Source organism: Massilia sp. YIM B02443, assembly GCF_030411955.1.
Classification (GTDB): Bacteria; Pseudomonadota; Gammaproteobacteria; order Burkholderiales; family Burkholderiaceae_D; genus Telluria.
The window spans coordinates 151,654-175,631 of the sequence record NZ_JASNRA010000004.1 but is presented as its reverse complement, the minus strand read 5'-3'; the positions used below and the strand labels follow the sequence as shown (position 1 = coordinate 175,631).

The 23,978-nt window shown below is 64.3% G+C and carries 23 protein-coding genes; 11 read left to right on the top strand and 12 right to left on the bottom strand.

Annotated elements, in window-relative coordinates; genetic code table 11:
- Positions 1 to 10: 10 nt before the first annotated feature.
- Genes hyi through QPK27_RS06465 form a run of 3 tightly spaced genes read left to right on the top strand, consistent with a single transcriptional unit; the run spans position 11 to position 2,704 of the window.
- Complete coding sequence (gene hyi / locus QPK27_RS06475; protein WP_290417383.1) at positions 11 to 790, top strand: hydroxypyruvate isomerase; 780 nt, start codon at positions 11 to 13, stop codon at positions 788 to 790.
- A 60-nt stretch (positions 791 to 850) separates the two neighbouring features.
- Complete coding sequence (gene glxR / locus QPK27_RS06470; RefSeq protein ID WP_290417382.1) at positions 851 to 1,750, top strand: 2-hydroxy-3-oxopropionate reductase; 900 nt, start codon at positions 851 to 853, stop codon at positions 1,748 to 1,750.
- A 21-nt stretch (positions 1,751 to 1,771) separates the two neighbouring features.
- Entirely contained in the window at positions 1,772 to 2,704 is a 933-nt protein-coding gene (locus QPK27_RS06465; RefSeq protein WP_290417381.1) for a histone deacetylase family protein, read from the top strand.
- Positions 2,705 to 2,717: 13 nt separating this feature from the next.
- On the opposite strand, the gene QPK27_RS06460 is transcribed toward QPK27_RS06465, so the two are convergent.
- The 3 genes from QPK27_RS06460 to QPK27_RS06450 form a co-directional block, all read right to left on the bottom strand.
- Positions 2,718 to 3,806, bottom strand: a complete 1,089-nt coding sequence (locus tag QPK27_RS06460; RefSeq protein ID WP_290417380.1) for a S41 family peptidase — start codon at positions 3,804 to 3,806, stop codon at positions 2,718 to 2,720.
- 264 nt (positions 3,807 to 4,070) lie between these two features.
- Positions 4,071 to 4,229, bottom strand: coding sequence for a hypothetical protein (locus QPK27_RS06455; RefSeq protein WP_290417379.1), 159 nt, complete (start codon positions 4,227 to 4,229; stop codon positions 4,071 to 4,073).
- A gap of 188 nt (positions 4,230 to 4,417) precedes the next feature.
- On the bottom strand, positions 4,418 to 5,338 hold the full coding sequence (locus QPK27_RS06450; protein WP_290417378.1) for a LysR family transcriptional regulator: 921 nt from the start codon (positions 5,336 to 5,338) through the stop codon (positions 4,418 to 4,420).
- A 127-nt stretch (positions 5,339 to 5,465) separates the two neighbouring features.
- On the opposite strand from QPK27_RS06450, the gene QPK27_RS06445 reads away from it, so the two are divergent.
- The 3 genes from QPK27_RS06445 to QPK27_RS06435 all read left to right on the top strand — a co-directional run bounded on the left by QPK27_RS06445 (position 5,466) and on the right by QPK27_RS06435 (position 7,744).
- The gene (locus QPK27_RS06445; protein WP_290417377.1) at positions 5,466 to 5,786 is read left to right on the top strand and encodes a hypothetical protein; all 321 of its coding nucleotides are present in this window, start codon (positions 5,466 to 5,468) and stop codon (positions 5,784 to 5,786) included.
- A 142-nt stretch (positions 5,787 to 5,928) separates the two neighbouring features.
- Positions 5,929 to 6,696 carry a fumarylacetoacetate hydrolase family protein gene (locus QPK27_RS06440; protein WP_290417376.1) on the top strand — a complete coding sequence of 256 codons (768 nt, stop codon included), beginning with the start codon at positions 5,929 to 5,931 and terminating at the stop codon, positions 6,694 to 6,696.
- Between the two features lie 31 nt (positions 6,697 to 6,727).
- A complete protein-coding gene (locus tag QPK27_RS06435) occupies positions 6,728 to 7,744 on the top strand; it encodes a 2-dehydropantoate 2-reductase (RefSeq protein WP_290417375.1) in 1,017 nt (338 codons plus the stop codon).
- A gap of 203 nt (positions 7,745 to 7,947) precedes the next feature.
- Here QPK27_RS06435 and QPK27_RS06430 read toward each other — a convergent pair whose 3' ends face one another.
- A complete protein-coding gene (locus tag QPK27_RS06430) occupies positions 7,948 to 8,556 on the bottom strand; it encodes a Crp/Fnr family transcriptional regulator (RefSeq protein WP_290417374.1) in 609 nt (202 codons plus the stop codon).
- Between the two features lie 142 nt (positions 8,557 to 8,698).
- Here QPK27_RS06430 and oxc point away from each other — a divergent pair, with 142 nt between their 5' ends.
- The 3 genes from oxc (at position 8,699) to QPK27_RS06415 (ending at position 12,250) form a co-directional block, all read left to right on the top strand.
- Positions 8,699 to 10,405 (top strand): oxalyl-CoA decarboxylase, encoded by a 1,707-nt coding sequence (oxc, locus tag QPK27_RS06425; RefSeq protein ID WP_290417373.1) that lies wholly within the window; start codon positions 8,699 to 8,701, stop codon positions 10,403 to 10,405.
- 90 nt (positions 10,406 to 10,495) lie between these two features.
- On the top strand, positions 10,496 to 11,746 hold the full coding sequence (frc, locus tag QPK27_RS06420) for a formyl-CoA transferase (protein WP_290417372.1): 1,251 nt from the start codon (positions 10,496 to 10,498) through the stop codon (positions 11,744 to 11,746).
- Between the two features lie 75 nt (positions 11,747 to 11,821).
- Positions 11,822 to 12,250: a PAS domain-containing protein gene (locus QPK27_RS06415; RefSeq protein ID WP_290417467.1), complete on the top strand. Its 429-nt coding sequence runs from the start codon at positions 11,822 to 11,824 to the stop codon at positions 12,248 to 12,250.
- A gap of 42 nt (positions 12,251 to 12,292) precedes the next feature.
- Here QPK27_RS06415 and QPK27_RS06410 read toward each other — a convergent pair whose 3' ends face one another.
- Genes QPK27_RS06410 through QPK27_RS06390 form a run of 5 tightly spaced genes read right to left on the bottom strand, consistent with a single transcriptional unit; the run spans position 12,293 to position 18,359 of the window.
- Positions 12,293 to 12,547 carry a formate dehydrogenase subunit delta gene (locus tag QPK27_RS06410; protein ID WP_290417371.1) on the bottom strand — a complete coding sequence of 85 codons (255 nt, stop codon included), beginning with the start codon at positions 12,545 to 12,547 and terminating at the stop codon, positions 12,293 to 12,295.
- Positions 12,544 to 13,428 (bottom strand): formate dehydrogenase accessory sulfurtransferase FdhD, encoded by an 885-nt coding sequence (gene fdhD, locus QPK27_RS06405; protein WP_290417370.1) that lies wholly within the window; start codon positions 13,426 to 13,428, stop codon positions 12,544 to 12,546. Before fdhD ends, QPK27_RS06410 begins: the two co-directional genes overlap by 4 nt.
- Complete coding sequence (gene fdhF, locus QPK27_RS06400; RefSeq protein ID WP_290417369.1) at positions 13,425 to 16,274, bottom strand: formate dehydrogenase subunit alpha; 2,850 nt, start codon at positions 16,272 to 16,274, stop codon at positions 13,425 to 13,427. Before fdhF ends, fdhD begins: the two co-directional genes overlap by 4 nt.
- Before the next feature lie 22 nt (positions 16,275 to 16,296).
- Positions 16,297 to 17,856 carry an NADH-quinone oxidoreductase subunit NuoF gene (locus QPK27_RS06395; RefSeq protein WP_290417368.1) on the bottom strand — a complete coding sequence of 520 codons (1,560 nt, stop codon included), beginning with the start codon at positions 17,854 to 17,856 and terminating at the stop codon, positions 16,297 to 16,299.
- Complete coding sequence (locus tag QPK27_RS06390; protein ID WP_290417367.1) at positions 17,853 to 18,359, bottom strand: formate dehydrogenase subunit gamma; 507 nt, start codon at positions 18,357 to 18,359, stop codon at positions 17,853 to 17,855. The genes QPK27_RS06395 and QPK27_RS06390 overlap by 4 nt, the downstream gene beginning before the upstream one ends.
- Before the next feature lie 116 nt (positions 18,360 to 18,475).
- Between QPK27_RS06390 and QPK27_RS06385 the strand changes: the two genes are divergently transcribed.
- Positions 18,476 to 19,543 carry a substrate-binding domain-containing protein gene (locus QPK27_RS06385; protein WP_290417366.1) on the top strand — a complete coding sequence of 356 codons (1,068 nt, stop codon included), beginning with the start codon at positions 18,476 to 18,478 and terminating at the stop codon, positions 19,541 to 19,543.
- A 26-nt stretch (positions 19,544 to 19,569) separates the two neighbouring features.
- Here QPK27_RS06385 and QPK27_RS06380 read toward each other — a convergent pair whose 3' ends face one another.
- Complete coding sequence (locus QPK27_RS06380) at positions 19,570 to 20,298, bottom strand: SDR family NAD(P)-dependent oxidoreductase (RefSeq protein ID WP_290417365.1); 729 nt, start codon at positions 20,296 to 20,298, stop codon at positions 19,570 to 19,572.
- A gap of 98 nt (positions 20,299 to 20,396) precedes the next feature.
- On the opposite strand from QPK27_RS06380, the gene QPK27_RS06375 reads away from it, so the two are divergent.
- Entirely contained in the window at positions 20,397 to 20,780 is a 384-nt protein-coding gene (locus QPK27_RS06375) for a helix-turn-helix domain-containing protein (RefSeq protein WP_290417364.1), read from the top strand.
- 191 nt (positions 20,781 to 20,971) lie between these two features.
- Here the strand turns inward: QPK27_RS06375 and QPK27_RS06370 are convergent, their stop codons facing one another.
- Positions 20,972 to 21,550 (bottom strand): superoxide dismutase, encoded by a 579-nt coding sequence (locus QPK27_RS06370; protein WP_290417363.1) that lies wholly within the window; start codon positions 21,548 to 21,550, stop codon positions 20,972 to 20,974.
- Between the two features lie 119 nt (positions 21,551 to 21,669).
- Positions 21,670 to 23,031, bottom strand: coding sequence for an exodeoxyribonuclease VII large subunit (gene xseA / locus QPK27_RS06365; protein WP_290417362.1), 1,362 nt, complete (start codon positions 23,029 to 23,031; stop codon positions 21,670 to 21,672).
- Between the last annotated feature and the right edge of the window lie 947 nt (positions 23,032 to 23,978).

Below are 23,978 nucleotides of genomic sequence, written 5' to 3'. Positions count from 1 at the left end.
AGGAGCCGCCATGACCAAGCTTGCCGCCAACCTGACCATGCTGTTCAACGAGGTCGACTTCCTCGACCGCTTCGGCCACGCCGCCCGTGCCGGCTTTCGCGGCGTCGAATTCCTGTTCCCGTATGCGCACCGAGCAGAAGAAATCGCCGACCGGCTCGACGCGTGGCGCCTCAAGCTGGTGCTGCACAACCTGCCGGCCGGCGACTGGGCCGGCGGCGAGCGCGGCATCGCCTGCCATCCCGGGCGCGAGACCGAATTCCAGGACGGCGTCGGCAAGGCGATCGACTATGCCAGGGCGCTCGGCGTCAAGCAGCTCAACTGCCTGGCCGGCATCGTGCCGCAAGGCGTCACGCCCGGCGAGGCGCGTTCCACCCTGGTGTCGAACCTGAAGTTCGCCGCCGACCGCTTGAAGCGCGAGGACATCCGCCTGCTGGTCGAGCCGATCAACACCTTCGACATCCCCGGCTTCTTCCTGCGCGGGACGCGCCAGGCGCTGGACATCATTGGCGAGACCGGCTCGGACAATCTGTTCCTGCAGTACGACATCTATCACATGCAGCGCATGGAAGGCGAACTGGCGGCGACGATCAAGGCCAACCTCAGGCTGATCGGCCACGTCCAGCTGGCCGACAATCCGGGCCGCGGCGAGCCGGGCACGGGCGAGATCAATTACCGCTACCTGCTCGGCATGCTCGACGAGATCGGCTACACCGGCTGGGTCGGCTGCGAATACAAGCCGCAGGCCGGCACCGGGCAGGGGCTGGGCTGGATCGCGGAACACGGCCTGTAGGTCCGGCATGCAGGCACGGTTCGTATAGCGCTGCGCAATCACTCACACCTGGAGACGATCATGACGAAAGTAGGATTCATTGGCCTGGGCATCATGGGCGGCCCCATGGCCGCCAATCTGCAGGCGGGCGGCTGCAAGCTGCACCTGCACGATGTGAAAAATCCGCCGCTGGCGCTGGTCGAAGCCGGCGCCACCGTCTGCACCAATGCCACCGAGGTGGCCAAACGCGCCGACGTCGTCATCGTGATGGTGCCCGACACCCCGCAGGTGGAAGAAGTGCTGTTCGGCGCCGACGGCGTGGCCGCCGGGCTCACGCCCGGCAAGATCGTGGTCGACATGAGTTCGATCTCGCCGATGGCGACCAAGGAGTTCGCGAAGAAGATCAACAAACGCCAGTGCGACTACCTCGACGCGCCGGTGTCGGGCGGCGAAGTGGGCGCGCGCGCCGCCTCGCTCACCATCATGGTGGGCGGTGCGCAAGAGGCGTTCGACCGGGTCAGGCCGCTGTTCGAGCTGATGGGCAAGAACATCACGCTGGTGGGCGGCAACGGCGACGGCCAGACCACCAAGGTGGCCAACCAGATCATCGTCGCACTGAACATCCAGGCGGTGGCGGAAGCGCTGCTGTTCGCCTCCAAGGCCGGCGCCGACCCGGCCCGGGTACGGCAGGCGCTGATGGGCGGTTTTGCCGCCTCGCGCATCCTGGAAGTGCACGGCGAGCGCATGGTCAAGCGCACCTTCGCACCGGGCTTCCGGATCGAGCTGCACCAGAAGGACCTGAACCTGGCGCTGCAGGGCGCGAAGAGCCTCGGTATCTCGCTGCCGAACACCGCTGCCGCGCAGGAGCTGATGAATTCCTGCGCCGCGCACGGCATGGCGCAGCTCGATCACTCGGCGCTGTGCCAGGCGATCGAACGCATGTCGAACCATGCCATCGCCGCCGCACCAGATGCCGCTTGACGCCGGCCACGGGGGAATGTCATGTCTACCTGGGTGTTTCATCATGAGGCCTGCCTGGCGCATATTCCCGGCACCGGCCATCCGGAGTCGCCGCAGCGCCTGCAGGTGGTGATGGAGGCGCTGCGCCAGCCGGAATTCGAAGACCTGGCCTGGCGCCAGGCGCCGGCCGGCATGCGCGAGCAGGTGTTGCTGGTGCACCGCGCCGAGTATGTCGACGCGATCGCCGCCGCGGCGCCCAGCAGCGGCCTTGTAGCGCTCGACGGCGGCGACACCCTGATGTCGCCCGGCAGCTGGGAGGCGGTGATGCGCTGCGTCGGCGCCGCCTGTGCCGGCGTCGATGCGGTGCTGGCGGGCGAGGCCGCCAACGTGTTCTGCGCCACCCGGCCTTGCGGCCATCATGCCGAGCCGGACGCGGCGATGGGATTCTGCATCTTCAACCAGGCCGCCATCGCCGCCGTCCATGCGCTTCGAACGCACGGCCTGCAGCGGGTTGCCGTGATCGACTTCGACGTCCACCACGGCAATGGCACGCAAGCCGCGTTCTACCACCGTCCCGAGCTGTTCTTCGGTTCCAGCCACCAGTCGCCGCTGTATCCGGGCACCGGCGCGGCCGGCGAGACCGGCGCCAGCGGCAATATCGTCAACCTGCCGTTGCCGCCCGGCTGCGGCAGCGCGCTGTTCCGCGCGCGCGTGGCCGCCACGTTGCTGCCGGCATTGCGGCGTTTTATGCCCCAGCTGATCATCGTGTCGGCCGGGTTCGACGCGCACCGGCTCGATCCCCTGGCCCACATGAACCTGGAGGACGAGGACTTCGCCTGGATCACGCGCGAGGTGATGGCGATCGCCGACGACCTGTGCCAGGGCCGCATCGTGTCGATCCTGGAAGGCGGCTACAGCGGCGAGGGGCTGGCCGGCGGCTGCGCAGCGCATGTGCGGGCGCTGATGCGGCACTGACCGGGCGCCGCCGTCAATCCACCGCGGCGACCTGCCGGACCGGGACCAGCAGCCGCCGCTGCAGCACGTCCCTGGCGACATCCATCGCACTCTTCGGCCCCGCCGGGATATCCGGAATCACACCCATGCCTTCCCAGTTGGAACCGGTAATCGGGCTGATCGTGCGGCGGCTCGGGACCGAGGCGGCAAAGTGCTCGCCCAGGCGGAACAGGCGGGTCGGGTGGGCGCCGCCCCAGGTCGGCTTGCCGACCACCGTGGCGCGCTTCAGCGCCTGCATCGTATAGGCGAAATCCTCGCCGGCGGACATGGTCTCGGGACCGACCAGGATCACGACCGGCTTCTTGCCGCCGTAAGGTTTGCCGTCGAGTTTATCCAGCGTCCACTGCTGCATGCTGACGCCCGACGATCGATCCCAGATGTCATTCAGGCGGGTGCGCCCGTCGACGAAATAACTGACCAGCATGGCGACCGTGTCCGGGCTGCCGCCGCCGTTGTCGCGCAAGTCGACGATCAGGCTGTCGGTGTCGGCCAGCTCGCCCATCGCTGCCGCGTAGCGTTCGGCCATGATGAAAGAAGGAGGAAATTCATCCAGTTTCAGATAGCCGATGTTGTCGTCCAGGTGATCGACCTTCACATTGCCGACTTTGCCCAGCATCAGGCCAAGCTGCAGCAGCAGGCGTCTGGCGGTGGGCGTGCGTTGTTTCCATTGCGCTTTCGTCGCCGGCGGCGGCCCCATTTCACGGTCGTACGGCACCGGCTTGGCGCTGGCCCACACCGACATGTGCAGATCACGGGTCACGGCGTGCAGGTCGAGCGACAGCTGGCGCGCGAATTGCTCGCCATCCGTCAGCGCGTCGTACCTGCCGTTTTTCAGGTGCGCAAGCATGACCGTTTCCATCTGCCTGGCTTTGTCGGGGAAGACATAGTGCTCGTTCAGCTTCGCGACCAGCGTCGTGATCGCCTCCTTGCGTGTTGGCTTGTCGATGACGATTTCCGGCTTCGGCTTCAGGTCCATGAGAAAGGGCACCCAGACGTCGATGGTGTACAGGGCGCAGGCCAGCGTTACCAGCACGGACGGTATGACAATCCATTTTCTTTTCATCGTTTTCCTCTGATTGTTGCACGCAAGGTTTATGCAAGGTGGGTAGGTCAGAAACGTTTACTTCATCGGAACAGTAAAGAAGTGGATTGAGAGTAGCACGACAATTTCTATCTGGTAGAAATATTATTGCCAACGCTGCTACAGCAGGTGAATTTGAAACAAAAAAAAAGCAGTCACGATGACTCGTGACTGCTTCAGGTGATGACTATCGATCTGGCGCGGCGGGCTATTGCAGGTGCTGCCCCTTGGCGCTGCAGCGGAAGATTACAGGCCGCAACCGTAGTAAGCCGGGTCCGAATCCTGGCCGGTGTATTCTGGATCGAGCTTCTCGCGCAGGTTGAGCGTGAGGAAGGCGACGATCAGCGACAGCAGCGAGTGCGACTGTGCGGGTGCGTAAGTGGTATTGGCGGGGGCGTTGATCATGTTGAGCTCCTGAAGTTTGGTATGTTCAATGGTGTAAATATAGGGATGTCCGCCCAGAGCCGCCAATTTCGAGTTTTGATACCAGATATCGGGTATGTGAATATTGTTAATTAAGACTCTGCGGTTGATGCATGGTCTCTATCATAGACTGTTGCGGTGGATAGAGGCGCCAGACACTGTGCATCAGGCTAGGGCGAAGGAATCAATCTGGCGATCCGCTCCGCCCCTTCATCGAGCAAGAACTGGCGAAACGCCCGCGCCACCGGCGGCAGCCGCTTCTCGCGCCGGTGCACGACATACCAGTTGAGCATCAGGGGAAATCCCTCGGCCTCCAGCACTACCAGGCTGCGCGCCGCCAGCTCGCGCCCGATCGTGTGAAACGACAGGAAGCCCAGGCCAATGCCGGCGATGACCGCCTGCTTGATGGTTTCGGTGCTCTTGATTTCCATCGCCACGTTCAGTTCGCCCAGGTGCTTGCCGAACGCTTCTTGCATCGAGAACCAGGTGTCCGAGCCGGGTTCGCGCATCACGAAGAGCTGGCGGATCAGCTCATCCATCGCGACCGGCCCACGTCCGGCCAGCGGATGGTCCGGCGCGCCCACGATCACGTAAGGGTGGGGCGCGAAGGCGTCGTTCTGCGTGTCCAGCCCGCCAGGCGGGCGCACCATCACGGCCAGGTCGGTGCGGTTGGCGGCCAGTTCGCCCAGCAATTCCTCGCGGTTGTGCACGGTGAGGTTGAGCTGCACGCCCGGATACTGGCGCGCGAAGGCGACCATCAGCTGGGGAAAGAAATAGTCGCCAGCACTGATCACCGCCACGTTCAGCTTGCCGCCGGCGATTCCCTTCAGCTGGGCCATGGCGGCTTCGGCCTCGTCGAACTGGCCGATGATGGCGCGGCTGTAGTGCAGCAGTTCCTCGCCGGCCTGGGTCAGGTAGATCTTCTTGCCGAGTTGCTCGAACAAGGCCATGCCGACGTGGCCTTCGAGGGTGCGGATCTGGGTCGAAACGGCCGGCTGGGTCAGGTGCAGTTCTTTGGCCGCGCGCGAAAAACTGAGGCGGCGCGCGACCGCCTCGAAGACCTTCAGCTGACGCAGTGTCGCGTTCTTCATCCGTCCTCCGATGCATAAGCATTCGTGGATGATTATCCCTAAAAACTTTAACTATTGCTCATCATTTTGTTGGAATAGACTGGCTTTTCAGACAGCTCAACCGCAACCACCCATCTGGAGAATTGCCATGACGACGATCTGCAACGACCCCGGCGCCGACGCCCAGCGCAACGCCTACAACGCGGCCTTTCACGAGCTGGGGCTGAGCTGGTTCTGGGATGCCGGACACTACGCCAGCGCACTGTCCGGCAACGACCACCGCACCGGCCTGCGCAACTACCTGGCCCAGCATCAGCCGCATCTCTTGTCGGCGCACGACGCCGATTTCCTGATCGAGGCGATCCTGTCCACCAAGGAGCGCTGCCATGCCCAGCTGAGCGGCGCCGGCTGCAACCCCGGGGCCTTCATCAACTGGTCCGAGATCCAGCAGCGGCAGATTGGCGTATAAACGCGACCCTATGGGCGGAGATTTTCGATTCTTAACCGTGGTCAAGGATATGCCGGAGGCGTTCTTCGACAATCAGGCCAGCTACCGAACCGTGCGCCATGCCGGGCACTCCTCCTGACCCCGCCGTACGAAAGAACATCACATGATCCGACACTGGATACGCTTTCAACACCTCGACACCGTGCGCTTCGGCACCCTCGAGGGCGACAAGATCCGGATCTTCAAGGGCGACATGCTCGACAGCCCGAGCCGCACCGACCTGGCGATCAACCTGGCCGAGGTCGAGGTGCTCACGCCGGTCGTGCCGGGCAAGGTACTGGCGATGTGGAACAACTTTCACGCGCTTGGCCAGAAGCTGGGCCTGGCCCCGCCGGCCGAGCCGCTGTACCTGATGAAGCCGTCGACTTCCTACCTGTCCCCGGGCGGCACCATCCGCAAGCCGCTGTGCGACGGCAAGGTGGCGTTCGAGGGCGAGCTGGGGATCGTGATCGGGCGCCGCTGCAGCGCCGTCGCGGTCGAGGAGGCGCAGCATTACGTGTTCGGCTATACCTGCGCCAACGACGTCACCGTGGGCGAGATCATCGGGCGCGATCCGACCTTTCCGCAATGGGTGCGCGCCAAGGGCTTCGATACCTTTTGCCCGTTCGGCCCGGTGATCGCCACCGGCCTGAATCCGGCGATGCTGGTCGTGCGCACCATCCTGAACGGTGAAGTACGCCAGGACTATCCGGTCAACGACATGGTGTTTTCGGTGGCGGAACTGGTCAGCAAGATTTCCCAGGACATGACATTGGAGGCGGGCGACATCCTGCTGTGCGGCACCTCGGTCGGCGTCGGCTCGATGCGGCCGGGTAGCACGGTCGAGGTCGAGATCGACGGCATCGGGAGACTCGTCAATCGGTTCGAGTAGACAGTTTTCGCGTAAAACCTAGGGAGCGGTCATGAAAATCGCAGTGATTGGAGCAGGGGCAATCGGCGGCCTGGTCGGCGCCAGGCTGGCGCTGGCAGGGGAGGAGGTGACGTTCATTGTTCGAGGAGCCAACCTGGAGGCGATTCGCGCCAACGGCATCAAGCTGATCGAAACGGACGGCGAAGAAAAGGTCGCGTCGCAAGTGCGCGCCACCGACGACTACGATGAAGCCGGCGAGCAGGACCTGGTGATCCTGGCGCTGAAGGCGCACCAGGTCGACGGTGTGTCGGCCCGCATCGGCAAGCTGTTCGGTCCGCGGACCGTGGTGGTGACGATGCAGAACGGCATCCCGTTCTGGTACTTCCACCGCCATGGCGGCGAGTTCGACGGACGCACCGTGCACAGCGTCGACGCCGGTGGCGAACTGGCGCGCCGGATTCCGCCCGAGCGGGTGCTCGGCTGCGTGGTCTATCCGGCGGCCGAACTGGTGGCGCCGGGCGTGATCCGGCACATCGAGGGCGCGCGCTTTCCGCTGGGCGAGCTGGACGGGACCACGAGCGAGCGCGTCAACGCGGTCTCGGCCTGCTTCCAGCATGCCGGCTTCAAGTCGCCGGTGCTGGACAATATCCGCGCCGAGATCTGGCTCAAGCTATGGGGCAATGTCAGCTTCAACCCGATCAGCGCCCTGGCGCACTCGACCCTGGTCGATATCTGCCAGTACCCGCTCACGCGCGAGCTGGCCGCGGAGATGATGCGCGAGGCGGAAGAGGTCGCCACCAAGCTGGGCATCTCGTTCCGCGTCACGCTCGACCGCCGTATCGAGGGCGCCGAGAAGATCGGCAAGCACAAGACCTCGATGCTGCAGGACGTGGAAGCGGGCCGGGGGCCGGAAATCGACGCCCTGGTCGGCTCGGTGATCGAACTGGCGCGCATGACCGGGACACCCACGCCGCATATCGATTCGGCCTATGCGATGGTGAAATTGCTGGAGCAGACCATGACCGAGGAACGGGGCGGGGTGCGGTTGCAGAAGCTGGCCACGGCTTGATCGGTTGTCGAGAACGTTCCGGGTGTCGGATGGACGGGTTCACCATCCGCCCCCCCCATTCTTTTGTGGCTGAAAAACCGTCGCCCCCGCGAAGGCGGGGGCCCAAGTTTGCAAGCGTCGCGATAACGCAAGCAGAAATTGGACCCCCGCCTTCGCGGGGGCGACGTGCTGATGCTAACGAAGAAAGAAACTTCGCTGATTCTTCAGATCTTCCCGCGATTCTTCAACCGGCTCAAGGTCTCCGGCGACAAATTCAAATACGACGCCAGTTCCTTCTTCGGCAGCCGCTCGAACAAATCCGGATACTTGCGCATGAAGCGATGCACGCGCCCCGGCGCATCCAGCAAATGCAGCGTAATCGTATGCGCCATGATGCTGCTCATCAGATTCATCACCTCGAATTCGAACGCCTGCTTCACGGTGCTATGACTGCGCAGGTAATCGACCCACTGCGGCAGCGGCATGCGCGCCACCCGCGCCTTGGTGACGCAGGCGATGCTGTACGGTGTCGGCGTCTTGAGGCACCAGGCGGCGTAGCTGGTCTCGATATCGCGCTCGGCCGAAAAGCGCAGGATCATTTCCTTCGCTTCCTGGTTGGTGACCTGGCGTTTAAGTATCCCGTCGAGAATGAAATACTGTGACATTTCGTGAACGCCCTGGTTCACAAGCAAATCACCTTTTTGATGGTTCTCGATCGTCAGATAAGGCTCGAGCGCGGCCATCTCGCTGTCGCGTAATTCCTTGAGAACCACATTTTGCTTCAGCTGAAGACGGATGATGTTCCGTTCCGAGTGATTTGCAATCGTCGTCATGAACGCAGCCATTTAGCGAGATTCTCTCATCATGCGGCCAAAATTGACCATGGTCAATGAGACAAATCAGGCTGGCTGGATATGATGATTCGAGGGTGGCACATGGCGTAGTTGCCCGGATCGAAAATCACTGGAGACATCAATGACAAACCAAGTTTCGGTGGACGTGACCGACGGCTTCCACCTGGTAATCGATGCGTTGAAACACAACGACATCGATACGATCTTCGGCCTGGTCGGCATCCCGATTACCGACCTGGCGCGCCTGGCACAGGCCGAAGGCATGCGTTTCATCGGCTTTCGTCATGAACAGAATGCGGGCAATGCCGCGGCAATTGCCGGATACATGACGCAAAAGCCGGGCATCTGCCTGACGGTGTCGGCGCCGGGCTTCCTCAACGGCCTGACGGCGCTGGCCAACGCCACCACCAACTGCTTCCCGATGATCCTCATTTCCGGCTCGAGCGAGCGCGAGATCGTCGACCTGCAGCAGGGCGACTACGAAGAGATGGACCAGCTCAACGCGGCCAAGCCCTACGCCAAGGCTTCCTACCGCATCAACAAGGCCGAGGACATCGGCATCGGTGTCGCGCGCGCGATCCGTGCCGCCGTCTCGGGCCGCCCGGGCGGCGTCTATCTCGACCTGCCGGCCCAGCTGCTGTCGCAGACGATCGAGGCCGGCCACGGCAAGCGCTCGCTGGTCAAGGTGGTCGACCCGGTGCCGCGCCAGCTGCCGGCCCCGGATTCGGTGCAGCGCGCGCTGGAACTCCTCAAGGGCGCCAAAAAGCCGCTGATCCTGCTCGGCAAGGGCGCCGCCTATGCCCAGGCCGACGAAGACATCCGCGCCCTGGTCGAGCGCACCGGCATTCCCTACCTGCCGATGTCGATGGCCAAGGGTCTGCTGCCTGATACCCATCCTCAATCCGCCTCGGCGGCGCGCTCCTACGTGCTGGCCGAAGCGGACGTGGTGGTGCTGATCGGCGCGCGCCTGAACTGGCTGCTGTCGCACGGCAAGGGCAAGACCTGGGGCAAGCCCAAGCAGTTCGTCCAGATCGACATCTCGCCGACCGAGATCGACAGCAACGTGGCGATCGCCGCGCCGCTGATCGGCGACATCGGCTCGTGCGTGGCGGCCCTGCTCGATGGCCTGGACGGCGCCGGGATCGCCAAGCCGGACCAGGAATGGCTCGGCCCGATCGCCGAGCGCAAGGAACAGAACATGGCGAAGATGGCGGCGCAACTGAGCCGCGACGTGGCGCCAATGAACTTCCACACCGCCCTGGGCGCGATCCGCGAGGTGCTCAAGCAGCATCCGGACATCAACCTGGTCAACGAAGGCGCGAATACCCTCGACTATGCGCGCAGCATCATCGACCAGTACCAGCCGCGCAAGCGGTTCGACTCCGGCACCTGGGGCATCATGGGCATCGGCATGGGCTACGCAATCGGCGCCGCCGTGGTCAGCGGCAAGCCGGTGGTGGCGATCGAAGGCGACAGCGCGTTCGGCTTCAGCGGCATGGAACTCGAGACCATCTGCCGCTACGAATTGCCGGTCACGACCATCATCTTCAACAACAACGGCGTGTACCGCGGCACCGATGTGAATCCGACCGGGGGCAAGGACGTGGCCCCGACCGTGTTCGTCAAGAACGCGCGCTACGACAAGATGATCGAGGCCTTCGGCGGCATCGGCTACCACGCCACCACGCCGGAAGAGCTGACCCGCGCCCTGAACGAGGCGATTGCCGCCGGCAAGCCGGCCCTGATCAATGCCGTGATCGACGAGACCGCCGGCACCGAGAGCGGCCGCCTGACCAATCTGAATCCGCAAAGCGGCGCCAAGAAGTGACCCAGTGAATCGCACAACCGCCGGCGCGCGTGGTTCTGCCAGCGCGCCGGACGGCCGCGCCATCCGATCAACAAAAAGGAGACTGACATCATGAGCAAGCCACTCGAAGGTATCAAGATCATCGACTTCACCCACGTCCAGGCCGGTCCGGCCTGCACCCAGCTGCTGGCCTGGTTCGGCGCCGACGTGATCAAGGTCGAGCGTCCCGGCGCCGGCGACGTCACCCGCTCGCAGCTGCGCGACATCCCGGGCGTCGACGCCCTGTACTTCACCATGCTCAACAGTAACAAGCGCTCGCTGACGCTGGATACCAAGAAGCCCGAAGGCAAGGAAATCCTGACCAAGTTGATCAAGGAGTCGGACGTGCTGGTCGAGAACTTCGGCCCGGGCGCGCTGGACCGCATGGGCTTTACCTGGGAACACATCAAGGAAATGAACCCGGGCATGATCGTGGCCTCGGTGAAGGGCTTCAGCGACGGCCACCACTACGAAGACCTGAAGGTCTACGAGAACGTGGCGCAGTGCGCCGGCGGCGCGGCCTCGACCACCGGCTTCGACGACGGCCCACCGACCGTCAGCGCCGCCGCGCTGGGCGACAGCAATACCGGCATGCACCTGGCAATCGGCATCCTGACCGCGCTGCGCGCGCGCGACACCACCGGCAAGGGCCAGAAGGTGGCGGTCTCGATGCAGGACAGCGTGCTCAACCTGTGCCGGGTCAAGCTGCGCGACCAGCAGCGCCTGGACCGGGTCGGCTACCTGGAAGAGTATCCGCAATACCCGCACGGCAGCTTCTCCGACGTGGTGCCGCGCGGCGGCAATGCCGGCGGCGGCGGCCAGCCGGGATGGGTGCTCAAGTGCAAGGGCTGGGAGACCGACCCCAACGCCTACATCTACTTCACCATCCAGGGCCACGCCTGGGCGCCGATCTGCAAGGCGATCGGCAAGGAAGAGTGGATCGACGACCCGGCGTACATGACGGCCGGCGCGCGCCAGGACAAGATCTTCGCCATCTTCGGCACCATCGAAGAGTGGCTCAAGGACAAGACCAAGTTCGAAGCGGTCGACATCCTGCGCAAGTTCGACATCCCGTGCTCGCCGGTGTTGACGATGAAGGAAATCGCCAACGATCCGTCGCTGCGCGCCAGCGGCACGATCGCCGAGGTCCAGCACAAGGAACGCGGTACCTACCTGACCGTGGGCAGCCCGATCAAGTTCTCGGACATGAAGGTCGAGATCACCGGTTCGCCGCTGCTGGGCGAGCACACCGACGAAGTGCTGGAAGGCCTCGGCTACAGCTCGCAGCAGATCGCGGCCCTGCACGAGCAGAACGTGGTCTGATCCCGGGCCTGCCCGGATAACGGAGTCTGGTGCGCGTCGGCTGTTTGCGACGCGCATTCGCTTTTTGGGGAAGGAATATCCATGCAAATCGATTTCGAACAACTGCTCCATGCGCTGGGCGACGGTGTGATCGTCAGCGACACGAGCGGCAAGATCACTTTCTGGAACGCGGCCGCGACCCGCATCTTCGGCTTTGCCGAGAACGAGGCCATCGGACAGTCGCTGGACCTGATCGTGCCGCAGCGCCAGCGCGACCGTCACTGGGACGGCTACCACAAGACCATGGCCACCGGCCAGACACGCTACGGGGCCGACCTGCTGCGGGTGCCGGCGCTGCACAAGGAAGGCAAACCCTTGTCGATCGCGTTCACCGTGGCGCTGCTGCACGGATCGAACGGCGAGGTGTCGGCGATCGTCGCCCTGGTGCGCGACGAGACCGAACGCTGGAGCGAAGAGCGCAAGCTGAGGGCGCGCCTGGCGCAGTTGGAGACGGCGCAGGCGTAGCACCGAAGCCGGCAAGCTCGCCGCGCCTGCCGGGAGTGTGAATCAACCGGCGTCGCCACCCGGCGGCGGTGGCGGCATGTGCTCGCGCCGGTGCTCCAGCAGGGCGTCGATCACGATCGGGCGCAGTCCTTCGCCCTCTTCGTTGTCGATGTGCGAAAACAGCTGGCTGCGCATGCGCGGCGCCCAGAAGCGCTGCAGGTGGTTGGCGATCTCGGTGCGGCCTTCGCGCTGGTCCGGGTAGGACTCGAAGAAGGCGCCGATCTGGTTGGCCATGGTGACCAGGTTGTCGATGTTCATGCGGACTCCATGTCGATGTTGACGCCATGCGCGTAGGCGACGAAGTTGTCGCCGCGGGCAAAGGCGACCAGGGTCATGCCGCACTCGAGCGCAGTACGCACGGCCAGCGCGGTCGGCGCGGAAATCGCCACCATGGCGGCGATGCCGACCGTGGCGGCCTTCTGCACCATCTCGACGCTGGCGCGGCTGGTGATCAGGCAAAAGCCGTCGCCCAGGTCGGCGCCGGCGGCGTGCAGGCCGCCGATCAATTTGTCGAGCGCGTTGTGCCGGCCGACATCCTCGAACGCCGCGCGCGGCACGCCGTCCCGGCCGCACCACAGCGCCGCGTGGGTGGCGCCGGTGAGGCGGTTGAGCGGCTGCTCCTGCCGCACCTGGGCCAGGGCGCGCCGGATCGCCGCGCCGGACAGCGCCCGCGTCGGCGCCAGGCAGGGCAGGGGTCGGATCACCTGGGCCAGGCTGTCGACGCCGCACAGGCCGCAGCCGGTGCGACCCGCCAGCGCCCGGCGCCGCTCCTTGAGCCGCATGAAGGCGCCGGCGGCGATGTCGATGCGGGCGGTGATACCGGCCGCGCCGTGCTCGATCTCGACCCCGTAGAACTCGGCCGGCGAGGCCAGGATGCCTTCGCTGAGCGAAAAGCCGAGCGCGAATTCCTCCAGGTCGCCGGGCGTGGCCAGCATCACCGCGTGCGCGACGCCGTTGTACTCGAGCGCGACCGGCACTTCCTCGGCCAGCTCGTCCTCGGCCTGCAGGTCGCCGGTCGGCGCGGACGGCGAGGATGGCGCGCCGCGGCCCATGCGCGCCACCGCCATGCGCGCACTGGGCGCGTGATGGAAGGCCGGCTCCACCCCCGCCTCGAGAATCATGTCGGCGGCGCACGTCATGCGACCGGCTCCGCCAATCCGAGCTGCAGCTGGTTGAAGCGCGCATATTCCAGCTGCCAGTCCGACTGCTGCTGCACCGGCATCACCTGCACCGCCGTGACCTTGTATTCGGGGCAGTTGGTGGCCCAGTCGGAGTTCTCGGTGGTGATCACGTTGGCGCCCGACTCGGGGAAGTGGAAGGTGGTGTAGACCACGCCCGGCTGCATGCGTTCGGTGACCATTGCCCGCAGCACGGTCTCTCCGGCGCGGCTGTGGATGCCGACCCACTGGCCATCCTCGATGCCGCGTTCCTGCGCATCGTGCGGATGGATCTCGAGCCGGTCTTCGGCGTGCCAGCGCACGTTCTCGGTGCGGCGCGTCTGGGCGCCGACGTTGTACTGCGACAGGATGCGGCCGGTGGTGAGGATCAGCGGATACTTGCGCGTCACCTTCTCGTCGGTGGCGACGTATTGGGTGATGATGAAGCGCCCCTTGCCGCGCACGAAGCCGTCGACGTGCATGGTCGGCGTGCCTTCCGGCGCATGGTCGTTGCACGGCCACTGGATGCTGCCCAGTTCATCGAGCCGGCGGTAGCTCACGCCGCTGAAGGTCGGTGTCAGGCGCGCGATTTCATCCATGATCTCGGACGGGTGGCGGTAGTGCATCGGATAGCCCAGGCGGTTGGACAGCGCCACCGTGACTTCCCAATCGGCATAGCCGGCGCGCGGCGGCATCACCTTGCGTACGCGCGAGATGCGCCGTTCGGCATTGGTAAACGTGCCGTCCTTTTCCAGGAACGATGAACCGGGCAGCAGCACGTGGGCATACTTGGCGGTCTCGTTGAGGAAGATGTCCTGCACCACGATGCACTCCATGGCTTCGAGCGCCGAGGTCACGTGCTGGGTGTTGGGGTCGGACTGGACGATGTCCTCGCCCTGGCAATACAGGCCCATGAAGCTGCCGTCGAGGGCCGCTTCGAACATGTTCGGAATGCGCAGGCCCGGCTCGGCCTGGAGCGGCACGCCCCAGGCCTGCTCGAACAGGGTGCGCACGGTGGTGTCGGATACATGGCGGTAGCCCGGCAGCTCGTGCGGGAACGAGCCGATGTCGCACGAACCCTGGACGTTGTTCTGGCCGCGCAGCGGATTGACGCCGACGCCCTCGCGCCCGACGTTACCGGTGGCCATCGCCAGGTTGGCGATGCCCATCACGGCGGTCGAACCCTGCGCGTGTTCGGTCACGCCCAGGCCGTAGAAGATGGCGCCGTTGCCGCCCAGCGCGAACAGGCGCGCCGCTTCGCGCACCTGCTGCGCCGGCACGCCGGTGATCTCTTGCGTCGCTTCCGGCGAGTTTTCAGGCCGCGCCACGAATTCGCGCCACTGCTCGAACGCGCGCAGGTCGCAGCGCTCGGCGATGAAGTCGTTGGCCATCAGCCCTTCGGTCACGATCACGTGCGCCAGCGCGCTGATGATCGCGACGTTGGTGCCGGGCTGCAGCTGCAGGTGGTAGTGGGCGCGGATGTGCGGCGACTTGACCAGGTCGATGCGGCGCGGGTCGATCACGATCAGGCGCGCGCCCTGGCGCAGGCGCCGCTTCATGCGCGAGGCGAACACCGGGTGGCCGTCGGTCGGGTTGGCGCCGATGACCAGGATCACGTCGGATTTCTCGACCGACTTGAAGGTCTGGGTGCCGGCCGATTCGCCCAGCGTCGTCTTGAGGCCGTAGCCGGTCGGCGAGTGGCACACGCGAGCGCAGGTATCGACGTTGTTGTTGCCGAAGGCGGCGCGCACCAGCTTCTGCACCAGGTAGCCTTCCTCGTTGGTGCAACGCGACGACACGATGCCGCCAATCGAATCCCGGCCGTGCTTGGCCTGGATGCGCTTGAATTCGGACGCCGCATAGTCGAGCGCTTCGTCCCACGTCACTTCCTTCCACGGATCGGTGATCTTCGACCGGATCATGGGCTTCAGGATGCGGTCTTTGTGGGTGGCATAGCCCCAGGCGAAGCGGCCCTTGACGCAGGCATGGCCTTCATTCGCCTTGCCGTCCTTGGCCGGCACCATGCGCACCACCTGGTTGCCTTTCATCTCGGCGTTGAGCGAACAACCGACGCCGCAATAGGCGCACGTGGTGGTGATGCTGTGCTCGGCCTGGCCGAGCCAGATCACGGACTTTTCGGTGAGGGTGGCGGTAGGGCAGGCTTCGACGCAGGCGCCGCACGAGACGCATTCGGACTGCATGAACGGTTCGCTCTGGCCGGCCGCCACGCGTGCGTCGAAACCGCGGCCCGAGATGGTCAGCGCGAAGGTGCCCTGCGTTTCCTCGCAGGCGCGCACGCAGCGGTTGCAGACGATGCACTTCGAGGAATCGAAGGTGAAGTAGGGGTTGCTCTCGTCCTTCTTCAGCTTGAGGTGGTTGGCGCCCTCGTAGCCGTAGCGTACTTCACGCAGGCCGGTGACGCCGGCCATGTCCTGCAGCTCGCAGTTGCCGTTGGCGGGGCAGGTCAGGCAGTCGAGCGGGTGGTCGGAGATGTACAGCTCCATCACGCCCTTGCGCACTTCCTGCAGCTTTGGCGACTGGGTGCGCACCACCATGCCCGCTTCGGCCGGCGTCGTGCACGAGGCCGGATAACCGCGCCGGCCCTCGATCTCGACCAGGCACAGGCGGCATGAGCCGAACGGCTCCAGGCTGTCGGTGGCGCACAGCTTGGGGATGTTGATGCTGTTTTCGGCGGCCGCGCGCATCAGAGAGGTTCCGGCCGGGACGGTGACTTGCACGCCGTCGATGATGAGGGTGATCATCTCGGTGGCGAGGTTGATCTCTTTGGCCGGCGTGCCGAAATCGCGGGTGAGGATGGTTTCGATCATGGGAGTCTCCTGATGTCCTGGACTACGCTGCAACCTGGTCGCCGGCCACCTGGCCGAAGTCTTGCGGGAAGTGGTTCAGCGCCGACAGCACCGGGTAGGGCGTCATGCCGCCCATCGCGCACAGGGAACCATTGAGCATGGTGTCGCACAGGCTGCGCAGCAGGATCACCTGTTGCGGGCGTTCGCTGCCTGCGCGGATCTTGTCGATCACCTCCACGCCGCGCGTGGAACCGATACGGCACGGCGTGCATTTGCCGCACGACTCGACGGCGCAGAATTCCATCGCGTAGCGCGCCAGCCTGGACATGTCGGCGCTGTCGTCGTGCACCACGATGCCGCCGTGGCCCAGCACCGCCCACAGCGAAGCGAAGGCTTCGTAGTCGAGCGGCGTGTCCCACTGTGATTCCGGCAGATAGGCGCCCAGCGGACCACCCACCTGCACCGCCTTGATCGGCCGGCCGCTGGCGCTGCCGCCGCCGTAGTCGTACAAAATCTCGCGCAGCGTGGCGCCGAACGCCAGTTCGATCAGGCCGCCGTGCTTGATGTTCCCGGCCAGCTGCACCGGCAGGGTGCCGCGCGAACGCCCCATGCCGAAGTCCTGGTAGAACTGCGCGCCCTTGTCGAGGATGACCGGCACCGAGGCCAGCGACAGCACGTTGTTGATGACGGTCGGCTGGCCGAACAGGCCGGCCAACGCCGGCAGCGGCGGCTTGGCGCGCACCACGCCGCGCTTGCCCTCGATGCTCTCCAGCAGGGCGGTCTCTTCGCCGCAGATATAGGCGCCGGCGCCCTTGCGCACTTCGAGCTCGAAGGCGCGGCCGCTGGCGGCGACGTTCATCCCGAGCAGGCCGGCGCGGGTGGCGGTCTGAATCGCGTGATTCAGCGCGGCGATCGCATGCGGATACTCGCTGCGCACGTAGATGAAGCCACGGGTGGCGCCGACCGCCAGGCCGGTGATCGTCATCCCTTCGATCAGCACGAACGGATCGCTTTCCATCACGATGCGGTCGGCGAAGGTGCCGGAGTCGCCTTCGTCGGCATTGCAGACGATGTATTTCTGGACGCCAGGCGCGCGCAGCACCGTGTTCCACTTGATCCCGGTGGGGAAGGCGGCGCCGCCGCGTCCGCGCAGGCCCGATGCGGTAACCGCGGCAACGATGTCGGCGCCCGTCATGCTCACGGCCTGGCGCAGGCCGCGATAGCCGCCGTGTGCGACGTAGTCGTCGAGCGACAGCGGATCGGTGACGCCGCAGCGGGCGAAAGTCAGGCGGGTCTGTTTGGCCAGATAGGGGATCTGCTCCACCAGCCCAAGCGCGAGGCGATGGCTGCTGGTGCCGTTGTAGAAGCCAGCGTCGAACAGGGCGACGACGTCGGATTCATCGACGTTGCCGAAACCCATGCGGCCAGCCGGTGTCTCGACTTCGACCAGCGGTTCGAGGTACAGCAGGCCGCGGGTGCCGTTGCGCACCAGGTCGATGGCGATGCCGCGCTGCTGCGCTTCACGGACAATGGCTGCGGCGACGTCGTCGGCGCCCAGGGCCAGTGCCGCCGAATCGGCGGGAACAAAGATGCGCACGCTCATGCGACCTCCCCGGCGTTGGCAGTCGCTTTGGCGACCAGCGTGTCAAAGCGCGCCGGCGTCACGCGGGCGTGGACCGCGTCGTTGATCATGATGGCGGGCGCCGTGGCGCAGTAGCCCAGGCAATACACCGGTTCCAGCGCGAAGCCGCCATCGTGGCTGTGCTCGTGCAGGCCGCAACCCAGCGCCTGGCTGGCATGCGACAGCAGGGCGTCGCCGCCCATGCTCTGGCACGCTTCGGCGCGGCAGATCTGCACCGTGCAGCGCGCCGGCGGCGTGGTCTTGAAGTAGTGGTAGAAGGTGATCACGCCATGCACCTCGGCGCGCGACAGGTTGAAGCTGTGCGCCAGGCCCTCGACCGCATCGGGCGGGATGAAACCGAGGCGGTCCTGGATCGCATGCAGCACCGGCAGCAAAGCGTCCTGGCCGAGGACGCCGCAATGCGCATGGAGTTCGAGAATGTCGCCGATGATGCGGTCGGCGCTGGGGCTGTCTGCTGGGCTCATCGTGTCTCCTGGGTGCCTTGTATATGTTTTGAGGAACATATATAAAGTCAGTTATTAGGATAGTGAAACCAGAGTAGCACCCGATTCGCAGTCGTTCAATATGAAGGATTTTGCATATGATGAAGGTGGAGATACGGCCCGATTGGGTGGTCCGCGATAGCGCCGGGATGCCGACCCCGCTGCCGGCATTGCTCGACTTGCTGATGGCGGTGAGCGAGCTGGGCTCGATCAGCAAGGCCGCCAGCGCGCGCGGCATGTCCTACCGCCATGCATGGGGTCTGCTGCAGCAGTTTTCAAAGCAGTTCGGCGTCGAACTGGTGCACAAGGTGCGCGGACGCGGCACGGTGCTGTCGCCCCTTGCCGAAAAGCTGATGTGGGCCGACCGCCGCATCCACGCCCGCCTGACGCCGATGCTCGACAGCCTGGCCTCGGAACTGCAGCAGGAACTGGCGCGCGTGATGGTCGGCGACGCCCAGGTGCTGCGCCTGACCGCCTCGCACGGCTTCGCGGTGGCCGCGCTGGTCAAGCAGCTGAACGGGCAGGGCGTGACGGTCGACATCAACTACCGCAGCAGCAGCGACGCGGTGGCGGCGCTGGCGCGCGGCGAGTGCGACCTGGCGGGCTTTCATTTGCCGGTGGGCGCGTTCGAGGGTGCGGCGGCGGCCAAGTACCGCCCCTGGCTCGATCCCGAGCGTCATGCGCTGCTGCACCTGGCGTATCGCATGCAGGGCATTTTCGTGGCCAGGGATAATCCGAAAGGCGTGACGGGGCTGGCCGACCTGGCGCGTGCCGACCTGCGCTTCGTCAATCGCCAGAAGGGATCGGGGACGCGGGTGTTACTGGAGTTGCTGCTGGCCGACCTTGGCATCGCCCCGGCGGTGATCAACCGCTCCGGCAGCGCCGAATTCACGCACGCGGCGGTGGCGGCTTACGTTGCCAGCGGCATGGCCGATGTCGGCTTCGGCGTCGAGACCGCGGCGCGGCGCTTCGATCTCGGCTTCATCCCCGTCATTCGCGAACAGTATTTTTTGGCCTGTCATGCCGACGCGCTCGACATGCCGCTGTTAAGGTCGGCGCAGATGGCGATGGCGAGCAGTGCATTCAAGGAGGAGCTGTCAGCGCTGCCCGGCTATGATGGCGCCCTGTGCGGCACGCGGCTCGGCACGCATTTCCTGTTCCAGTAACAGAGCCGCGCGTTGGCGCATGCATCTCACGCCGACATGCCGCCGTCGATGACCAGTTCGGTGCCGCCGACGTAGGCGCTTTCGTCCGAAGCAAGGAACAGCGCCGCAGCCGCTACTTCGTCGGGATGTCCCAGGCGCCGGGCCGGTATCCGCGCACTGAGGGTCTGTCTCACTTCGTCGCTGGCCTGGTCGAACATCGGCGTATCGGTGGGGCCGGGGCTGAGCGTATTGACCCTGATGCCGCGCGGCGCCAGCTCGGTGTTCCAGGTGCGGGCATACGAGCGTACCGCAGCCTTGCTGGCGGAGTAGGTGCCGTAGCCGGGATTGGCCATGCTACCCGCAATCGAGCCGATCAACACGATGGCGCCGCCCTGGCTCATTTCCTTGAGCGCGTGCTGCACCGTGAATACCATGGCGCGCACGTTCAGGCCGAAGGCGCGATCGACATGCTCCTCGGTCGTCTGTTCCAGGCTGGCAGGCTCCGACACGCCTGAGGAGTAGACGACGATGTCAAGGCGGCCGGCCCTGGCGTGGATGGTCTCGAACAGGCGGGCAAGGTCGCCGCTGCTGGTGAGATCCGCCGATATTGCCTCGACCCGGCCGTCGATGAGCGACACCGCCTCGGCCAGCTGCGCTTCGCGCCGGCCGGTGATGAACACATGGGCGCCTTCCCGCGCAAAGCGGCGTGCGACCGCGAGACCGATACCACTGTTGCCGCCGGTGACCAGGGCGATCTTTCCTTCAAGTTTCAACATGGCTGCTCCAGATAAGGGATGGACGCCAGATGATACATTCCGTATATTTGGTGTCAATTACGCACCTGATCTACACTAGATATATCGAAGGAAACCACATGGCAACCGATATCGCTGCGCTGCTGGCAGAGATCAACAGCACCCGCCCCATCCTGGAGCAGGTGGCAAACAAGTGGTCGGTATTGATTCTGACCGTGCTGTGCACCCAGCCCGCGCGCTTCAATGCCATCAAGCGCAGGCTCGATCCGATCACGCACAAGGCGCTGACTGAGGCACTGCGCCGGCTCGAGCGCAACGGCCTGGTGAGCCGGCGCGTGATCGCATCGTCCCCGGTGGCGGTCGAGTATGCAATCACGCCCTTGGGACGGACCTTGCAGGATCCATTTGTGGCACTGGTGGGCTGGGCCAGGCAATATGGTGTGGCCATAGAGAAGGCACAAGAAGATTATGACAATCAACGCGCTGCCGATGAGGCGGCATGAACGCGGCCATGCGCGGCGTTGCTGAGTGCCGATGGCGTGAAGGCTAGGAACGAAAATGGCCCGCAGAGCGGGCCATGGTACATGCTGGAACAATGTGCGTTGTCGTCAGAACAGCGCTTCCAGTAGCACGGTTTTTGTCCCGATATGAAGTTCGTTGTTTTGAACTTGATTTGACGAGACAAGTGCAGGCATTACGCCATGTTCTGGTTCACGAAGTCCCAGTTGGCGACGTTCCAGAACGCTTCCAGGAACTTGGCGCGGGCGTTGCGGTAGTCGATGTAGTAGGCGTGTTCCCAGACGTCGGCGGTCAGCAGTGCCTTGTCTTCGGTGGTCAGCGGGGTGCCGGCGCCCGAGGTGTTGACGATGTCGACGCTGCCGTCGGCCTTCTGCACCAGCCAGGTCCAGCCCGAACCGAAGTTGCCCAGCGCGGCCTTGTTGAACTCTTCCTTGAACTTCTCGACCGAACCCCACTTGGCGTTGATCGCGTCCAGTGCCTTGCCGGTCGGCGCGCCGCCGCCGTTCGGGCTCATGCAGTTCCAGAAGAAGGTGTGGTTCCAGACCTGGGCGGAATTGTTGAACACGCCACCCGAGGACTTCTTGATGATCTCTTCCAGGGACAGGTTTTCGAACTCGGTGCCCTTGATCATGTTGTTCAGGTTGGTCACATAGGTCTGGTGGTGCTTACCGTGGTGGAATTCCAGGGTCTCGGCCGAGATGTGCGGCTGCAGGGCATCCTTGGCGTAAGGCAGTGGCGGCAGGGTATGTTCCATGTTCTAGTCCTTTATGGTTGGGGTACCGAATTGTTGTTTTGAAAAGCGGCGTTATTCTAAACCGGATGCAACTTCATTGCTGAGTTGCATCCGACCGGCCGCTTTTCGTCCCCTCAGGACTATTCCAATACGCTCTGTACGCCCGCCACGACGACCTCGGCACTGCCGCCGGCCAGGCGCACGTTCAGGGTGTCGCGCGCTTTGATCTGGGCCGGATCGCGCACGATCTGGCCTTTGCCGTCGCGCACGATGGCGTAGCCGCGCTCCAGCGTGCGCTGCGGGTTCAGCAGCTCGAGCTGGGCCGACAGGGTGCTCAGGGCGTCACGGCGGTTCTTGATGCCGTTACACAGGCTGGCGTTCAGGTGGCGCCCGTCCGACTGCAGTTGCGCGCGCAGGGCGCGCATGTCCGGGCGGTGACGTGTCCAGCGCTGCTGCAGTTGCGCCAGCGTCAGGCTGTGACGGTTGACCGGCAGCTTGACCGCATGCGTCATGGCGGTGGCCAGCGACAGCAGGGTCAGGCGCTGGTTGTCGATCCGCGCCGATGGGCTCAGCAGGCGGCGGCTGAGCATGTCCAGGCCCTGGCCGGCGTCCAGCAGGCGGCGCTCCATGGCGCGCCGCAGGTCGACGGCGTCGGCTTGCAGCGAAGCGAGCCAGTCGGCGCGCGGCGTCGCGGCCAGTTCGGCGGCGGCGGTCGGGGTGGCGGCGCGCACGTCGGCGGCGAAGTCGGCGATGGTGACGTCGGTCTCGTGGCCGACGCCCGAGATCACCGGGATGCTGCAGGCGGCGATCGCGCGCGCCACGCATTCTTCGTTGAACGACCACAGGTCTTCGATCGAGCCGCCGCCGCGGCATACGAGCAGCACATCCGCTTCGGCGCGGCGCGAGGCGGTCATGATAGCTTCGGCGATCTTGTCGGCGGCAAATTGTCCCTGTACGGGCGCCGGATACAGCACCACCCGCACGTGTGGCGCGCGCCGGCGCAGGGCAGTCAAGACGTCGCGCAGCGCGGCAGCCTGCGGACTGGTGACGATGCCGACCGTGCGCGGGAACAGCGGCAGCGGGCGTTTGCGTTCCGGGTCGAACAGGCCCTGGGCGCCGAGCTTTTCCTTGAGGCGCAGGAAGGCTTCATACAGCTGGCCGACGCCGGCGCGGCGGATCGCCTCGACATTGATCTGGTAGTCGCCACGCGCGCCGTACAGCGTCACCAGCGCGCGCACCTCGACCTTGTCGCCTTCGCGCGGGGTGAAGCCGGCCATCTGGGCGCGGCTGCGGAACATCACGGCCCGCACTTGGGCCGCGTCGTCCTTCAGCGTGAAGTACCAGTGGCCGGAAGCCGCGCGCGTGAAGTTGGAAATCTCTCCACCGATCCAGACCAGCGGAAACGAGCGTTCCAGCAGCCGCGCTACCTGCGCGTTGAGGGCGGTCACGCTCAGGACAGCGGGAGCGGCGTAGGCGGGATCGGCGTCGGTTGGGCGTTGCATAGGAGGTGTCAAAAATCAGGAAGGAATGCTTATGTCACATCGTCTGGCGCACGACAAGTCTTTTTCACGCGTGCGGGCGGCTTGGCGGGAAAAACCAATGTTGCTGCTTTTCAATGCAATCTATTGAAAATGCTGTCGAATCATGGACTTACAAGCGCGATCGAGGTGAGAGAGGGCGGTTTATCCACACAATCTGTGGGGAACTTGTCTGTATGGCAGCACGTTGCACGCGGATCGGGCAAAAGGGCGCAGACGATTATGAATCAATTACTTACCCGAATTGCGGGAGGCTTGATCACAAAGTTGTCCACAGAAATTGTGCAAACAGTGAAGTCGATACAAAGGATGAGGGATGTGCCAGGAAGCGGCTGGAAGGCTGTTTTTGCAAAAAGGTGCCGCTGCTTAATTTGATGGCATACAGGTGGATATCTAACAAAATCAGATACTTAGCTTGTATTCTTTGCGCTTCCTCACATTCTTATCCACAAAAAATGTGCAAAGCGCGAAGATTGTGTGCAGAAGTGCGTTCGCAGCCGAACAAATGATGCATCCAGGCATTAAATCCCCGCATTTCTTGACAAATAGTTGCCCATGCTCAAATTTTAAGCGGTTACATTTTTTTGAGGTAAATCAAAGGCTTAGTGTCACAGAAGTATCCTTGCTCACACTTTTGTCCACAAAAAATGTGAGGAACCGCACAGAGCCGGATGCGAAGTACAGACGCTCAGGCCTGCCCATATTTTGAGCTCAGCAATAAAGTCGCATGGAATCAATGGCTTAGTGGTCGCTAATGACCATTGCGCACAATTTTGTCCACAGAATTTGTTCGCAACTACAGCCCGGTGGCGAACAAGCGAACCGGCCACGCGCACGGTTGAGCCACCCATGAGCCAAGTCATGAGACTGCCATTTTCTTGCGCAGGCACAGAAAGTCCTTATGAATCAAG

Coding starts and splice junctions, on each gene's coding strand:
- hyi (WP_290417383.1), top strand. CDS start 11: ATGACCAAGCTTGCCGCCAACCTGACCATGCTGTTCAACGAGGTCGAC.
- glxR (WP_290417382.1), top strand. CDS start 851: ATGACGAAAGTAGGATTCATTGGCCTGGGCATCATGGGCGGCCCCATG.
- QPK27_RS06465 (WP_290417381.1), top strand. CDS start 1,772: ATGTCTACCTGGGTGTTTCATCATGAGGCCTGCCTGGCGCATATTCCC.
- QPK27_RS06460 (WP_290417380.1), bottom strand. CDS start 3,806: ATGAAAAGAAAATGGATTGTCATACCGTCCGTGCTGGTAACGCTGGCC.
- QPK27_RS06455 (WP_290417379.1), bottom strand. CDS start 4,229: ATGATCAACGCCCCCGCCAATACCACTTACGCACCCGCACAGTCGCAC.
- QPK27_RS06450 (WP_290417378.1), bottom strand. CDS start 5,338: ATGAAGAACGCGACACTGCGTCAGCTGAAGGTCTTCGAGGCGGTCGCG.
- QPK27_RS06445 (WP_290417377.1), top strand. CDS start 5,466: ATGACGACGATCTGCAACGACCCCGGCGCCGACGCCCAGCGCAACGCC.
- QPK27_RS06440 (WP_290417376.1), top strand. CDS start 5,929: ATGATCCGACACTGGATACGCTTTCAACACCTCGACACCGTGCGCTTC.
- QPK27_RS06435 (WP_290417375.1), top strand. CDS start 6,728: ATGAAAATCGCAGTGATTGGAGCAGGGGCAATCGGCGGCCTGGTCGGC.
- QPK27_RS06430 (WP_290417374.1), bottom strand. CDS start 8,556: ATGACGACGATTGCAAATCACTCGGAACGGAACATCATCCGTCTTCAG.
- oxc (WP_290417373.1), top strand. CDS start 8,699: ATGACAAACCAAGTTTCGGTGGACGTGACCGACGGCTTCCACCTGGTA.
- frc (WP_290417372.1), top strand. CDS start 10,496: ATGAGCAAGCCACTCGAAGGTATCAAGATCATCGACTTCACCCACGTC.
- QPK27_RS06410 (WP_290417371.1), bottom strand. CDS start 12,547: ATGAACATCGACAACCTGGTCACCATGGCCAACCAGATCGGCGCCTTC.
- fdhD (WP_290417370.1), bottom strand. CDS start 13,428: ATGACGTGCGCCGCCGACATGATTCTCGAGGCGGGGGTGGAGCCGGCC.
- fdhF (WP_290417369.1), bottom strand. CDS start 16,274: ATGATCGAAACCATCCTCACCCGCGATTTCGGCACGCCGGCCAAAGAG.
- QPK27_RS06395 (WP_290417368.1), bottom strand. CDS start 17,856: ATGAGCGTGCGCATCTTTGTTCCCGCCGATTCGGCGGCACTGGCCCTG.
- QPK27_RS06390 (WP_290417367.1), bottom strand. CDS start 18,359: ATGAGCCCAGCAGACAGCCCCAGCGCCGACCGCATCATCGGCGACATT.
- QPK27_RS06385 (WP_290417366.1), top strand. CDS start 18,476: ATGATGAAGGTGGAGATACGGCCCGATTGGGTGGTCCGCGATAGCGCC.
- QPK27_RS06380 (WP_290417365.1), bottom strand. CDS start 20,298: ATGTTGAAACTTGAAGGAAAGATCGCCCTGGTCACCGGCGGCAACAGT.
- QPK27_RS06375 (WP_290417364.1), top strand. CDS start 20,397: ATGGCAACCGATATCGCTGCGCTGCTGGCAGAGATCAACAGCACCCGC.
- QPK27_RS06370 (WP_290417363.1), bottom strand. CDS start 21,550: ATGGAACATACCCTGCCGCCACTGCCTTACGCCAAGGATGCCCTGCAG.
- xseA (WP_290417362.1), bottom strand. CDS start 23,031: ATGCAACGCCCAACCGACGCCGATCCCGCCTACGCCGCTCCCGCTGTC.